This is a genomic window from Nostoc sp., assembly GCF_036917135.1.
Classification (GTDB): Bacteria; Cyanobacteriota; Cyanobacteriia; order Cyanobacteriales; family Nostocaceae; genus Nostoc.
Genome location: NZ_JBALEA010000075.1, coordinates 1 through 14,748, shown reverse-complemented (window position 1 = coordinate 14,748; position 14,748 = coordinate 1). Strand labels below are relative to the sequence as shown.

Below are 14,748 nucleotides of genomic sequence, written 5' to 3'. Positions count from 1 at the left end.
ATTAATGCCCAATACTTATTTTCGAGACAGCTTTCCATTGCGAACTTGCACTACTGGATGATTGCACCGCCGCACCAATTGTTCATCATGGGTAGTAACAATTACCGTAGCCCCAAAGGAATTTAACTTCTGGAGAATCTGGATCACTTGCCAGGAATTATCTGGATCGAGATTTCCAGTAGGTTCATCTGCCAACAGCAGTGGTGGTGTACCAACGATCGCACGGGCAATACTCACCCGTTGTTGCTCTCCCCCAGACAGTTGATCTGGAAAACAGTCAGCTTTATTCAGCAAACCTACCAGTTTCAAGGTTGGTTCTAAGCGCCGTTGAATTTCTTTACGGGTATACCCTTGAGCTTGCAACACAAAAGTCACATTTTCTGCCACTGTTCGTTGGGTAATCAATTTGTAGTCTTGAAACACAATGCCAATCCGTCGCCGCAATAATGACAAGCGATCGCCCCGTAAACCCGCTACATTACATTCATCAACAATTACATCTCCCTGTGTAGGCAACTCCTGGCCATACAGCAGTTTCAACAGCGTTGATTTACCAGAACCACTTGGCCCCGTGATAAACAAAAATTCTCCCTTTTTTACCTCCAGGTTCGCACTCAACAAGGCGTGAGTGCCGTTAGCATAAGTCTTGGTTACAGATTGCAATTGCACCTTGGCAGTAGTATTGCTACCGCGCTGTTGAGTTTCACAGTCGTCTCTATAAACGGATTTTTCTGTCTTAACTTGAGTTGTTAATACTGCCATTGTTAAATTTTCCTCATACCCACAACCAAGCACTTTGGTGGCTTAGATGTGACATTCCTCTCAAAATAAGGATTCCCAGGTTTCCCCTGAGAATTTAAATTCAACAAAGAAAATTTAAAACTTTTTGAAGACCATAATCCCAACTAAGTAATAACACTCCCCACTCCCCACTCTTAGAGGATGTTTGAAAAGTCCTCTTCTCGGTAAAAAAACGTTTAGATCCCCCTAAATCCACGCCACTTGCTCTACTTGGGGAGACCCCAAGACCGCAGTGGCTCCCCTTAAAAAGGGGGACTTTGACTCCGGTTCCCCCCTGTTTTTAAGGGGGGTTAGGGGGGATCTAATGAGTGCAAAGATACAGCCAACTACTTTTCAAACAACCTCTTAGGGACTTCCAAATAAAAAAATATTCCAAAACTGACGCAAAAACCCTCTTAATCTCTCCTCTCTCTGTGTTCTCTGCGCGGCAGTCGCTCATGGGGGAAACCCCCAAGACCGCGCTGCCTTGTCTCTGTGGTTCGTTTGTTGGGATAATTTATTCCTTGGAAATCCCTTAACTAATTGCACCCCTGGCTGTCAAACGATAAACAAAGGCTTTCACAGCAAACTGTGGCAAAGCCAACATTCGCCGCCAACGCCAAGGTTCTTGATAAAGGCGATACAACCATTCCAAATTATTATTTCCTAAGCAGGCGGGAGCGCGAGTTTTAGTTCCCGACCAAATATCAAAACTGCCACCAACACCAATCCAAATAGCTTTGGGACACAAATGGCGATTTTCGGCAATCCATAACTCTTGACGTGGCACTCCCAAGCCGACAAAAATCACTTGTGGCTGCAATTGAACAAGAGTTTGTCGCAATTGTGCTTCCTCTTCTGGGGAATGGTAGCCTGAGTGAGTGCCTACTATACTCAAATCTGGAATTTGCTGATGCCAAAAATCTGCAACTTTTGCGGACACACCAGGCGCTGCTCCATAAAAAAATATCTTTGCCCCTGTCTTCTGTTGCCCAAGTTCTTGCAAAAGTTTTTCTGCTAATTCAATCCCCGGAAAACGCTGCACTTTTTGCCATAATAGCCACCGCAAATACAGAACAACCCCGGCTCCATCTGGAATCACTAGCTCTGCATTTTTAATGACTTGAGCTAATGATTGATTTCGCTCTGCTTGCATAGTCATTTCTGCATTGAGCGTTACTACATGAGTTCCTTTGCCTGAGTGCAGGCATTCTAACAACCAGCCTGGATAGTTAGCCATCACATGCACTGGTATTCCCAATACTGAAAACGCTTGATTGCCGTTAGACATAGCCTATTCTTGAGTAATCTTCACACCAGATTTTCCTTGAATGTTAAGCTTATCAAATTTTTTTATATTAGAACTTAGGTAGGTATAGATTCCCCATTGCCCTACAACAATAGAAACTAAACCACATCTATTTTGAGAACCATAGTTTTTAAAAGTAGTGGGAGCATCTTGCTCCCTGCTGATAATAGCGGGCAAAGATGCCCCCACTACTCATCTGTTTCAAAATGGACGAAATTTAAACTAATTAGTCTTGGGCGCTTGTACTTGGGCTGAACCAGTCCAACTTTTATTGTTAAGGTGTAATATTAACTCAGTATAAAACGCTCAACTCGCAACTCTGGTTCCGGGAACAAAAGCCAGCACTATACTGCTTGCAGTTAGTGTAGGAGTGTGTCACGAAACTCGACTTTATGGTTAAGGTAGTGTAACGGGCTGAAGTTGGCTATGAGTAAAATTCGTATCGCTCTGATTGAAGATCATGACCTAACTCGTGTGGGTATTCGGACAGCACTACAGCAAAAGGATGAAATTGAAGTTGTAGGTGAAGCTGCCAATGCTGCTGAGGGGCTAAAAATGTTAAAAATGCTACGACCAGATATTGCCATTGTAGATATTGGTTTACCAGATAAGGATGGCATTGAGTTAACACGGGAGGTAAAATCTATTACTAATGGGCAGCAGCTACTGACAAAGGTGTTAATTTTGACCCTGCGGGATAACAAAGAAGCGGTGTTGGCAGCTTTTGCGGCGGGCGCAGACTCTTACTGCATGAAGGATATCAAATTTGATAATTTGCTGGAAGCAGTGCGAGTAACTTACAATGGCAACGCCTGGATCGATCCGGCGATCGCTCGGATTGTATTACAACAAGCGCAACAAAACCCCCAAAAGTTGGAATCGACAAAAGCCGATTTCAAGACTATTGCCCCTAACTCTGATTTTCTTGAGAATCTGGAAGGAATTCAGCCTTACACACTGACAGAAAGGGAGTTAGAAGTGTTACAGTTGATCGTCGAAGGTTGTAGTAATGCAGTAATAGCGGAAAGACTTTATATCACTGTTGGAACTGTTAAAACTCACGTTCGCAATATTTTGAATAAGCTATGTGCCGATGACCGTACCCAAGCCGCAGTCCGCGCCTTGCGTTCTGGGTTGGTTGGATAAAGTTAATTTTTGTGTACATCAATTGAGGATGATCAAGGGAAACTTACAACTTTGAGAAAGTTATATTTTCAAAGTGAATGGCTTCTCTGGTTTTTTGTTACTTATCAGGTGGGATAAACATCATGTTATCTCGCCATTCAAATATGTGAAAACTAAAGTCAAATATGGCTGAAATTGGGGTGGACAAACTTAAGCTCATGGTGGTAGATGATGAGCCAGATAACTTAGACTTACTCTACCGCACTTTTAGGCGAGATTTCCAAGTATATAAAGCCAATCATGCCTTTGCTGCTCTGGAAATTTTGGATAAATTTGGCGAAATGGCGGTGATTATTTCTGACCAAAGAATGCCAGAAATGAATGGCACCGAATTTTTTAGTCGCATCGTAGAACGCTTTCCTGATACGATTCGGATTTTGTTAACTGGTTTTACTGATGTCGAAGATTTGGTGGATGCGATTAACTCCGGTCAGGTATTCAAGTACATTACCAAACCCTGGAATCCTGAACGCCTGAGAGGGTTAGTTGAGCAAGCCACTGATACATATCGCCTAGTTAAGAAGCGTACCCAAGAGTTGCGTCGATCCCTACGGCGAGAATCTTTGGTTAATGCGGTAACAACGGCAATTCGGGAATCTTTAGACTACGACAGTATGCTGCAAAAGATTGTGGCAACTATTGGAGAAACATTTGAAGCTACCAGTTGCTTGCTCAGACCAGTAGAAGGCGATCGCCTTCTACAAGACCAGTTTTTTTACCACGATCCTGAATCCTCTGTATCAGATTGCTTCTTCGACCCCAGTGTTTTAATTGAAAAAGTGCTGGAAACCCGTCATTATCAACTTGCTGAAGATGTATATAACGGTAATCCTCGTCACCAACTGGTTGTACCACTTAGCTATCAGCAACATCTGTTGGCAGTGCTAGCGCTGAACCAATGGGGACGCGATCGCCCTTGGGAAGATGAAGATATTCAACTGATTGCAGGTGTTGCTGAACAAGCAGCTTTAGCCCTCTCCCAAGCAAAACTCTACCAGCGCCTCCAAGAAAAACAACAGCAGATTCACAATGAGTTGGAGGTGGCTCGCCAAATTCAATACAATCTGCTACGCCAAACTTTACCTGATATCAAAGGTGTGAAGGTGCAAGCCTGCTGCTATCCTGCACGAGAAGTAGGAGGCGATTTTTTTGAGGTTTTTGTCCATCCTAAAGGCGATTTGTGGTTGGCAGTGGGTGATGTTTCTGGCAAGGGCGTTCCAGCTGCTTTATTTATGGCTAGTATTATTTCCGTTTTGCGCCGGGAATTATCTCAAGAAGCGCCAGCCGAACCGAATGTGGTCATGCAAAACCTCAACCACGCTCTCAGTGAAGATTTAATTAGCAACAATTATTTCATTACTCTTGTGTTAGCTTGTTATACCCCTACCACAAAAGAACTCGTCTACACTAATGCCGGTCATATCTATCCACTGCTATGGTCACGCCAAGACGCTTTAGCCGACAATCCCAATTACCTCAAAGTTCGTAGCGTTCCTTTGGGGATCTTACCTAAGTGGCAGGCACAGTCTGGTCGTTTGGTTCTCGCTAGTGGAGACACATTGTTACTAGCCAGTGATGGTATTACAGAAGCAACGATATCAAATGATTCTGATTTAACACTAAAAAACGGGTCTAGTGCTGAGGCAGTTAACCGTTCTATGCTGAACCAAGATGGTCTTTGGCAACTGTTACAACAAGAAGAACAACCGCTTTCTCTCAACCATTTACTAGCTCGCATCCAGGCAGATAACCACGTTCAAGAAGACGATCAAACTATACTTTCGCTGGAGATTTTGTAAGTCGTGAAAAGTGAGCTTCATGTACCAAGTGACTTGAATTTTCTTAATATTGTCGAAAACTGGTTGCTGGGATGTTTGAAAATCCAGTTAGGAGAATCTGTGGATTGGTCGCGGCAATCAAGTCGTTTGAGACTGGCTTTAGTGGAAGCCTACTCAAATGCAGTCCGTCATGCCCACAAGGACAAACCAAATTTACCGATTTTACTACGTTTGGAAGTGAAAGACCGGAATTTTGCCCTAGAAATTTGGGACTACGGCGAAGGTTTTGATATGTCTAACTACTACGCTCCCAACCCTATGGAAAAACAAGAAGGTGGTTATGGTTGGCTAATTATGAATCGTCTCATGGATAAAGTAGATTACAAGTTACAGATTAATGGTGCTAACTGTCTGAAGTTAGAAGCTACTTTACCAGAATTAGTCCAATAGACAACAGTTACTATTTTTCAAGTCATGTTATTCATGAAGAATAATTCCGAACTCAGGTGGTCACTGAGTTTACGGTGAGCGTAGTCGAACTGCGTAGTCGAAGTGAGTGAGAATGAAGCCATGATTTTTGTATGACTGGGTGATAGCGTAGCGGTAGCGAGTCCGCTAGCGTGTGAATATTTGTTTAAAACTTTGCCCTTTCTGGGCAAAATTAAGTATTAAATATTCTTCCTTATATTTGATTTTTAAAATACACGCAGGGTGCGTTAACCTAGGGCATAACACAAAGTTGGTTGCTATAGCCATCCTAAATCACTCGTGAACAACGAGATCCCCGACTTCTTAGAGAAGTCGGGGATCTGAGTCTTGTGATTTTCAGAAATCAAATCAGATTGCTATATAGCTACTTACTTTTCACGACGTAAAGAAATCAACTCTTTGGGGGAAGCTAAAAGTTTGATTCTAGTATATAAAATTTCCCGTTCTTGGTTGAGGATAAATAGCCACAAGATATTCACACTACACCACGAAGTTTGTGCTTTGCCTGTTACCTGGATTTGGATGTCACCGTTTTCTAAAGTCTCGGTTATTCCTACATTGGGGTAAGCTTTAATGTTTTGGCCTTCTTGTTTTAAGTAGGCTGCGATCGCATCTTTCCCCGCAATATCAGATTCAAATGGTGGACGCATCACACCATTTACTGCAAATAGGGCAGTAGTTGCCTCAAATTCTCCTGCATTTAAGGTTTGAAAATAACGCAGTACACTTGGTTCTGTAATTCCCTCAATCTGGAATTCTTCTTTAAATTGCGCTGGGGACACAAATTCAGCAGAGGTCATAGAATTATCTGTATCATGCATACTAACTAAATATTAATTTCAATACAAAAATAGGTAAGAAGAAAGCCTCTATTGAGATAGATTGCTACATATTGGTAAATCTTCCTGACGATGGATGTAAAGACGTTGCATTTCAAAGTCTTTACATTGGTGTTGCAATAAAATATGTCGGTTAAGTAACAAATCTTAATCAAAGATATTGACTACATAATGTACAATTAAAGCGCCTTTATTTAGGCAAAATCCAAATAAAAAAATGAATCAGTATTCCGTAACAAACAGCAGTCTGGTGAAAGAAAAAGCCATCGAGTTGGGCTTTCACAAAGTTGGAATTGCTGCTGTAGATAGGTTAGATGCCACAGAAGCGCAGAGGTTACAAGGATGGATTGAACTGGGTTATCACGCCGATATGAAATGGATGACTAACCCAAAACGTCAGGATATCCGCTTAGTGATGCCTGAAGTGCGATCGCTAGTGTGTGTGGTGCTGAATTACTACACACCACATCAACGTCCTGTTCGCGTAGCGTCTCCGTCAGGAGAAGGCGAGGAATACGCCAAAATCTCCCGTTATGCCTGGGGAAGGGATTATCACAAGGTGATGCATAAAAAACTCAAGCAGCTAGCCACATGGCTAGAATCACTTGATGCAGGCGTTCGAGCCATTTACTATGCAGACACTGGACCAGTACCGGATAAAGTGTTGGCTCAACTTGCCGGAATTGGTTGGATTGCCAAGAATGGTAATGTGATTACACGGGAATATGGCTCTTGGGTATTTTTGGGAGAAGTTTTGACTAATTTGGAACTAGAGAGCGATCGCCCGCATACAGAACACTGCGGTACTTGCACTCGTTGTCTTCAGGCTTGTCCTACAGGTGCAATTACTCAGCCTTTTGTCGTAGACGCTAATCGTTGCATTGCTTATCATACCATTGAAAATCGGGCAGAGCGATTGCCAGAGACAATCACACCTCATTTGCAAGGTTGGGTTGCTGGTTGTGATATTTGCCAAGATGTTTGTCCTTGGAACCAACGTTTTGCCAGGACAACTGATATTGCAGAGTTTGGGCCTTATCCTGAAAATATTGCTCCCAAGCTGCTAGAATTAGCCCAAATCTCAGATCAGGAGTGGGATAAACGATTTCCAGTATCTGCCTTGCGGCGGATTAAGCCAGAAATGTTACGACGCAACGCCCTAGCTAATCTTGACGCATCCCGGCAAAGAATGACCCCGAAAGTAATTATTTTTGATTTTGATGGCACTATTGCTGATACAGTAGATGCTCTTGTCAGCATTGCTAATCGTCTAGCTGTAGACTTTGGTTATAGACACATAAGTCCAGAGCAATTAGCCCTTCTTAAGAACTTAACATCTAGGGAAATCATTAAGTACTCTGGAGTTTCTCTATTTAAGATACCTTTTCTAGTTAAAAAAGTTAAAGGAGAATTAAAAAACAAAATTCCCGAATTAAAGCCTATTCCGGGAATTAAAGAAGCATTAATAGAACTACAAAAGCAAGGATATAAACTCGGCATTATCACTTCTAATTCTAAAGAAAATGTGACACAATTTCTTACAATCAATGATTTAAATCACCTATTTGATTTTATATATTCAGGAATTACAATTTTTGGCAAAACAACGATCATCAATAACGTCTTGAGGCAGAAGCAACTCCAACCTCAAGACGTTATTTATGTCGGAGATGAAACCAGAGATATAGAAGCATCAAAGAAAGCAAATATCCAAGTGATTGCAGTGACTTGGGGCTTTAACTCAGCAGAAGCACTAGCCAAACAAAATCCAGATTATTTAATTGAACGGCCTAGTGAACTGCTAGAAGTGATGAAGTAAGAATTCAGAATTCAGAAGTCAGTTGCTTAAGCAAGATTTAGAACCCGACTTCTTGAAGAAGTCGGGGTTCTTGGAAGCATCGATTGATTATTGGTGGCTGGTGAAAAGTTACTTTTGGGGTTGACCCTTTTCCAAAGCTTGTTGTACTAGTTCATCACTGACATTAGTTACACCTTCAGTTTTAGAATTCCCAACTTCCTTTGCTAACTCTACATAATCATCAGGATTACCAGTTGACTGTGCTTGAGTTTTTGTCTCTTCTGGCTTAGAGGTTTTGTATTTAGGTGCGGTGGCTGCTTCGGCGGCGGCGGCACCTTTACCTGTGCGATCAACTTCACTCACGCTAAATTGCTGTGCAGCTGCATAATCAGCATCAAAATCAACCTTTGGTGCTTTTTCCTCACCACTAGCTATGCTTTCGGCAGCTAATTGAGCATCATGGGTGGGAGCTTCATTTAAATTGGGCTTTATTTCATCAGGCATAATTAAAACCTTAGGTAAATTTTTTATTGCTTACTTGAGAAATCATAGCAAAGCAATTCGCTGATTTCTTGCTTCCTTGAGAGAGACTTTCACCTCTATTAAAAGGTAGATTAAAGCTGTAGTTCCTAATTAATTTAACTCTTTCTATTGATAGTAGAATCTGATTCAGAAACTCTGGTAACACTTAGTTTGGGCTGTTAAATTACTTTGGAGACAAATAATAATGACTGCAAGTTACGACAAAACTATTTCTCAAGCTCAGAGCAATGAAACTCAAAAATTGGTGGACGCGTTTAACGCCTTAGATACCGATGCAAAATTAGCTTGGTTCTATTTTGTTTATGAAAAAATGGGTGATTCCGTCACGCCAGCCGCTCCAGCTGCGGCTGAACCAGAATTAGCACCAATTCTGCTAGGAGATTATTTTGAATTATCAGATGAGCAGCAACTAGATATTATGCGGGATATTGTGAACCGCAAAGACACAGAATATTCTCGTGCTTATGGGGCGATCAAAGAAAACAATCAGTTGTTAGTTTGGTATGCTTGGGCAGTAGCTATGGGTAATAAAGTGGTTGACTTACCAGCTAGCTACCAGCCCAGTAAAGCAATTAATGATCTGGTTTCTCAAATTGAAGGACTAGATTTTGATGAGCAAATTTCAGTGTTTCGGACAATAGCTGGTGAGATTGGTTACACCGATGTCAAACCGATCGCAACGCAAGCTGAAACAGGGAAAACGCCGAGTTTGTAATTAGATCAAAACCGCATTTATCAGCCCTGGCGAATAGAAGTCGCGGCTACACAAACGTTCGCGTAGCGTCTCGCAGAGAAGTCCGCCTTTGCGGACTTTAACTAAATTTATGACACAGCCAGCTGACTCAAGTCAGATGGAGTCAGATTAGAGTGTACTACTTGACCATCACGAAACCAAACAATGCGCTGGGTTTGACGAGCAACTTCTGGCTCATGTGTTACCATGACTACGGTGATTCCACTGGCATTGAGTTCGCCAAAAATATCTAAGACTTCTTGGGTTGTGTGCGAATCAAGTGCGCCTGTAGGTTCATCAGCTAGGAGTACTACAGGACGATTGACGATCGCCCGAGCGATCGCTACTCTTTGTTGTTGTCCACCAGATAGTTGAGTTGGTTTGTTGTTGAGGCGATTTGCTAAACCGACTCGTGTGAGTGCAACTGTGGCGCGATCGCTTCTTTCTTTGGGATTGACACTAGCATACACCATTGGCAGCATCACATTTTCTAATGCTGATAGTTGGGGCAATAAATGGAATTGTTGGAAGACAAACCCCAGTTTTTTGTTACGGATGTGGGCTAAGTCTGTGTCATTCATTTGTGCGACATCAACATTATCTAAATAATAATGTCCCGCAGTTGGGCGATCTAAACAGCCGATAATATTCATGGCTGTGGATTTACCTGAACCAGAAGGCCCCATAATTGAACAATATTCGCCCTCGTGGATAGTCAAATTCACGTCGTTGAGCGCTTTGACTTCAGTTTCGCCACTGCCGTAGACTTTAAAGATATCTTCTAAACGAATAATTGTTGATTTAGGTACGGCATTAGGAACTAGAGAATCGGTTATTGAAATAGTGTTTGCCATAAGGATTTGGTTATTAGTTATTAGTTATTAATTTTTTCTTCCTTGTCCTTTATTTATCCACCACCAACCCAAGGCGATAAACAACAATGTAGCAACAATACTCAAAAGCAAAGAGGCGTAAAAGGGATGTGGTGGGTTGTTGGGAGATATCGCGGTTAGAGGTTGGTTGATTTTGTCAATGTGTGTTGTGACTACACCAGAGGCGATCGCACCACCGCCAAATCCTATACCTAATATTTGAATTGTGTTTTCTAGGGAGCGATCGCGCTCGGCTTGTTCTATTTCTACTATGCCGCGAATTGAGTCTATTGCTCTACCCAATAACTCCGAACCATGACGGAAATAACCTAAGTCCGCGTTTATTTGTTGTTGGAAGTAAGGGCAATTCTTTTCGCTAAATGTTTCTAAAAAGTTTATATTCTCACATATTATAGCATGAATCTTTTGTAATCTTTCCTCATAATTATAAGCATTAATGGCGATTGTATTTTGATAATCTTCTAAGTTTCGTAGCAGACGAGTATATCTTAGTGCTAACTGGGGTAAAGCTTTTAACTGGTTTTTTAAGTCAGTTAAATTTGCTGCAAACATAGATTGTTCATCACCTAATTTGGGTACTTTATCAAGCTCTGCTTCTATTTGAAGATAAGCTGCATCTAGTTGTTTATAAATTTCTCTACTGTCTTTATAAGCTTTGACAACTTTGGTACGAAAGAAAAATAAATCTAATAATTCTTGAGTGCATTGGTTAAATTTATTATCAGCTTGTTCATCTGCAAATAACCAAATCAGTACATGGTGATATTTAGATATTTGGCTAAATAAACCATATTCAAAAATCGGACTCCCAAATAACTCGCCTTGGCGATTGAATGGCAATTGTTTCTGGCTATCTGGAAAAACTGCTGTTAAACATTCTTCGGCTATTTGTTTGACAACTTTTTTGTCCTTTGCGCCTGTTAACCAAGCAGTAATCAGTAGAGTTTCTCCGAGAAAAAGAGGATGTTCTTTGAAAGTCAGACAATTATTTTGATTGAACCGACTTAAAAAAGTAATATCTACATCTGCTGTTGGCTGATCATCTTCTTGTTCGGGACGACGCAAATTCAACCACAGACTGTAGCTGTCATAAATCCGCAATGGATGAGCAAAACCTTTAATTAGTACATCTTGAGTTTGGTTTAGGGGAACTTTACCTGCAAATGATAGTGCATAATTATTATCAATAACTTCTGCATCTTTGAGCAAATCTACACGGGGATTATCAGGTTCCTTGTTTACGTCTATACGTTGGCACAGATGCAAGTCTTGATGTAAGGTTGTGTGAACTATTTCATCACCAGTTTTCCAGATAAAGTTTTTATTAACCGATGGTTCATTTGAGTTTTTGTCAAGTTGAAAGGCAAACAGATGGACGTTAGGCGCATATACTTTCATGTTGGTTTGGTTGAGGTGCTATTTCTTTCTATCTTGCAACTTTTGTAGTTCATCGTGCAAAACTCGGTAGCGATTTACTTGGGTGTTTTCTTGAGTTTCTGGCTTCGTTTTACTGACTTTATCAATTTCTCTTTCTTCAAGTAATACAGCATCTCTGACATCTTCGTGATTGATATACCAGTTGCGAATTGCTTCTGCTAGTTCCTGCGGCGGTTGGGTTTCAAATTCGGCAATAGTTTCTTGCAGTGCAGGTATAGTGACTATGGCTTCGGGTGAGAACACATAATCTTGATTTTTCACAACTTGGGTAAATGCTTGGATGAGTTTATCGGCTTCCATCAGTTTATTTTTGTGTTGGTTGAATGTTATTTTACCCTACCCTCACCCTCCCCGTATGTATTGGGGCTACGGTGTACACACATCTCTATACACTATGCAAAACATCGTAAGATCCCCCTAAATCCCCCTTAAAAAGGGGGACTTTGAGAATTTTTTGCCCCCCTTTTTAAGGGGGGTTGGGGGGATCAAAAGGCTATGGGGCAACTTTCCAAGACTTGTGTGTACACCGTAGTTAACGATTTAGGTGCGTTATGGCGTAGCCTAACGCACCCTACAGATACTTAGATTTTTTCAGGAATCAAATCGCACTCCTATAGATTGCTATAAACAGGAGATATGGCACAAAAAGCTGCCCAGAATTCTGGTCTTTTAAATGGTTGCTCCTCTGGCTTATAGTTTGATAAATAATTTATAATTTTCTGCTTCTGTTCTCCTTCTATCTCTGCTTTACTTTCAATCCATTCCATTATTTGTGTTTGCGTTGCTTGGCGTAACCATTGCTGGGCTGTGTTGAGAGCTAGCACTACATTATTTGGGTTAGTTTTTAGTATCTCATAAAGTTTAATCATTAATAAAGATGTGTGAAAGTCGCTGACTGCCCATAAACTACTAATAATGTTGGCTGCACCTGCACGGATAAATCCACTGGCTAAACCAATATATTCATCGCTATTCTTGCTGATGTCAACTAAGCCTGTTTCACAAGCTGAAAGACAGACTAGACGACAGTTGCGTAAGTTTAATAAAAAGATATCTTCTAGGGTGAGGCATTGATTTAAATCAATGGATGTTTCATTATCAACTCGCACATAGCGCGATGATGCAGTATTAGCGGGAATTTGAGCCTCTGCTAACTGTAACCCAGATTTCAGAGGTGAGTTGAAATCGAAATATCCATGACAAGAAAAGTGCAACCATTGAGCATTTTGGAAATTATCATTGATTGATGATTCTGCTAAAGCTGCTTTGGTGGCTTGGCTATGTTTGAGGATTTGGTGAGGTTGAAAGTCTGCTGCTATTGTTTCGACTTCGATATCTGTAAATTCTAAGTCGTTTGTGGGGTTTTGAATAGCAAATAGGTGTCCCAGTTGTAAATTTAACCCCACCCCAACCCTCCCCGCAAGGGAGGAGGGAGCAGGATTTGTAGGTGTTTGAGGCGATGAGTCTAAGTTTTGCGTTTTGAGTTGAGCGAAACGCAAAAGTTGACAACTAGGTGCATAACTTACACCATCTGGAAATTTATCAATGAGATACTCTGGTGTTGGGGAGTCGCTAGCAGATAGGGGTACGGCATGGAGAGGTAATAGGTGCAGGTAAAGATGGGGAATTAAAATCAGTTTTTGGCAATGAGATGGGACTAGCGAAACTATTTCATTGAGGTGGAGAATTTGCGTTAGTTGAGTAAGTTGATTATTAAGCTCATATCGCCATTGTTTTTTATCTTCGCGGTAAAGCTGGAGATATTCATTAGTCCAATTTCTGAAGTTGTCTAAGTCTTGTTTGTGAGAATGCCAGATTGCTGGTTGATCGTTGTCGCTGGTGATGATAAAAGCGCGAAAACAATCATTAAAAATGTACCACTGGATAATTGCAGTTTTGTTGTCTAGAAGGTTTTGAATTTGTGCAAAGTGGATGCTGCTATCAATTGAAGGGAGATTTGCTTCACCGCCTACTGGTGCTTTAGCTATTTGGGCAAGTTGTTGATTTTTGGCTAGCAGTTCTACTAAGTTGCGGGTTTTGCTCTGCTCGATATATTCTATTGCTTCCGTATCTCTTTTTAATTGTAGGCAAACTTGCACCATGCTTTGATAAAGGTTATTCCATTCTTCTGCTTGTTTATGCTTTGCTTCATCGCCAGAAACAATTTCTCCCCACAATGATTTGACTGTAGCAATGGCAGAGGCAAAGGTATTGTAAGCTAAGTCAAATTGTTCTGTGTCTTGGTAGACAAGACCAAGATTGAATAAAGTTTCTGCATGGTTTTGAGGAAAGGCGCTGCGGGTTCTAACTTCGAGTGCTTGATTATAAGCTGCGATCGCTAATTCAATATTCTCGGCTCGTTCTCCTAATATTCTCTGATAATAAGCATTCCCCAGATTATTTTGCGTCATTGCCCAATTTTCAGGAAAGGCGCTGCGGGTACATACTTCGAGTACTTGATTATAAGCAGCGATCGCTAATTCAATATTCTCGGCTCGTTCTCCTAATATTCTGTTACGGTAAGCATTCCCCAGATTATTTTGCGTCATTACCCAATTTTTAGGAAAGGCGCTGCGGGTGTAAACTTCGAGTGCTTGATTATAAGCAGTGATCGCTAATTCAATATTCTCGGCTCGTTCTTCTAATATTCTCTGATAATAAGCATTCCCCAGATTATTTTGCGTACCTGCCCAATCAACAGGAAAGGCGCTGCGGGTTCTAACTTCGAGTGCTTGATTATAAGCAGCGATCGCTAATTCAATATTCTCGGCTCGTTCTCCTAATATTCTGTCTTTGTAAGCAATCCCCAGATTATTTTGCGTCATTGCCCAATCTACAGGAAAGGCGCTGCGGGTACATACTTCCAGTGCTTGATTATAAGCAGCGATCGCTAATTCAATATTCTCGGCTCGTTCTCCTAATATTCTGTTACGGTAAGCATTCCCCAGATTATTTTGCGTCATT

14 protein-coding genes and 1 pseudogene are annotated in these 14,748 nt (G+C 41.3%); 6 read left to right on the top strand and 9 right to left on the bottom strand.

Features of this window, described 5'->3' with window-relative positions; genetic code table 11:
* Positions 1-15: 15 nt before the first annotated feature.
* The 3 genes from ftsE to V7K50_RS23540 form a co-directional block, all read right to left on the bottom strand.
* Complete coding sequence (gene ftsE / locus V7K50_RS23550) at positions 16-762, bottom strand: cell division ATP-binding protein FtsE (protein WP_334964261.1); 747 nt, start codon at positions 760-762, stop codon at positions 16-18.
* Between the two features lie 553 nt (positions 763-1,315).
* The gene (locus V7K50_RS23545; RefSeq protein WP_334964259.1) at positions 1,316-2,071 is read right to left on the bottom strand and encodes a WecB/TagA/CpsF family glycosyltransferase; all 756 of its coding nucleotides are present in this window, start codon (positions 2,069-2,071) and stop codon (positions 1,316-1,318) included.
* Between the two features lie 3 nt (positions 2,072-2,074).
* Positions 2,075-2,278 (bottom strand): hypothetical protein, encoded by a 204-nt coding sequence (locus V7K50_RS23540; RefSeq protein WP_334964257.1) that lies wholly within the window; start codon positions 2,276-2,278, stop codon positions 2,075-2,077.
* A 237-nt stretch (positions 2,279-2,515) separates the two neighbouring features.
* Here V7K50_RS23540 and V7K50_RS23535 point away from each other — a divergent pair, with 237 nt between their 5' ends.
* From V7K50_RS23535 to V7K50_RS23525, 3 genes are all read left to right on the top strand, one after another.
* A complete protein-coding gene (locus V7K50_RS23535) occupies positions 2,516-3,235 on the top strand; it encodes a response regulator transcription factor (RefSeq protein WP_334803853.1) in 720 nt (239 codons plus the stop codon).
* A gap of 164 nt (positions 3,236-3,399) precedes the next feature.
* Positions 3,400-5,073 (top strand): SpoIIE family protein phosphatase, encoded by a 1,674-nt coding sequence (locus V7K50_RS23530; RefSeq protein WP_334964255.1) that lies wholly within the window; start codon positions 3,400-3,402, stop codon positions 5,071-5,073.
* Positions 5,074-5,076: 3 nt separating this feature from the next.
* Positions 5,077-5,502 carry an ATP-binding protein gene (locus V7K50_RS23525; RefSeq protein WP_334964253.1) on the top strand — a complete coding sequence of 142 codons (426 nt, stop codon included), beginning with the start codon at positions 5,077-5,079 and terminating at the stop codon, positions 5,500-5,502.
* Positions 5,503-5,909: 407 nt separating this feature from the next.
* Here the strand turns inward: V7K50_RS23525 and V7K50_RS23520 are convergent, their stop codons facing one another.
* Positions 5,910-6,341 carry a ketosteroid isomerase family protein gene (locus V7K50_RS23520; RefSeq protein ID WP_334964251.1) on the bottom strand — a complete coding sequence of 144 codons (432 nt, stop codon included), beginning with the start codon at positions 6,339-6,341 and terminating at the stop codon, positions 5,910-5,912.
* Positions 6,342-6,597: 256 nt separating this feature from the next.
* Between V7K50_RS23520 and queG the strand changes: the two are divergent.
* Together queG and V7K50_RS23510 are read left to right on the top strand one after the other, a co-directional pair.
* Positions 6,598-7,595, top strand: a pseudogene (gene queG / locus V7K50_RS23515) (tRNA epoxyqueuosine(34) reductase QueG).
* Positions 7,570-8,199 carry an HAD-IA family hydrolase gene (locus tag V7K50_RS23510; protein ID WP_334964248.1) on the top strand — a complete coding sequence of 210 codons (630 nt, stop codon included), beginning with the start codon at positions 7,570-7,572 and terminating at the stop codon, positions 8,197-8,199. Before queG ends, V7K50_RS23510 begins: the two are co-directional and overlap by 26 nt.
* 108 nt (positions 8,200-8,307) lie before the next feature.
* On the opposite strand, the gene V7K50_RS23505 is transcribed toward V7K50_RS23510, so the two are convergent.
* Positions 8,308-8,682 (bottom strand): hypothetical protein, encoded by a 375-nt coding sequence (locus V7K50_RS23505; RefSeq protein WP_334964246.1) that lies wholly within the window; start codon positions 8,680-8,682, stop codon positions 8,308-8,310.
* Between the two features lie 223 nt (positions 8,683-8,905).
* On the opposite strand from V7K50_RS23505, the gene V7K50_RS23500 reads away from it, so the two are divergent.
* Positions 8,906-9,436, top strand: coding sequence for an orange carotenoid protein N-terminal domain-containing protein (locus tag V7K50_RS23500; RefSeq protein WP_334964244.1), 531 nt, complete (start codon positions 8,906-8,908; stop codon positions 9,434-9,436).
* A 107-nt stretch (positions 9,437-9,543) separates the two neighbouring features.
* On the opposite strand, the gene V7K50_RS23495 is transcribed toward V7K50_RS23500, so the two are convergent.
* From V7K50_RS23495 to V7K50_RS23480, 4 genes are all read right to left on the bottom strand, one after another.
* Positions 9,544-10,308: an ABC transporter ATP-binding protein gene (locus tag V7K50_RS23495; RefSeq protein WP_334964242.1), complete on the bottom strand. Its 765-nt coding sequence runs from the start codon at positions 10,306-10,308 to the stop codon at positions 9,544-9,546.
* A gap of 27 nt (positions 10,309-10,335) precedes the next feature.
* The gene (locus V7K50_RS23490; RefSeq protein WP_334964240.1) at positions 10,336-11,745 is read right to left on the bottom strand and encodes a hypothetical protein; all 1,410 of its coding nucleotides are present in this window, start codon (positions 11,743-11,745) and stop codon (positions 10,336-10,338) included.
* Positions 11,746-11,763: 18 nt separating this feature from the next.
* Positions 11,764-12,084, bottom strand: coding sequence for a hypothetical protein (locus V7K50_RS23485; protein ID WP_334964238.1), 321 nt, complete (start codon positions 12,082-12,084; stop codon positions 11,764-11,766).
* 311 nt (positions 12,085-12,395) lie between these two features.
* Positions 12,396-14,748, bottom strand: a 2,353-nt coding sequence (locus V7K50_RS23480; RefSeq protein ID WP_334964235.1) for a CHAT domain-containing protein, incomplete at its 5' end; no start/stop codon positions are given.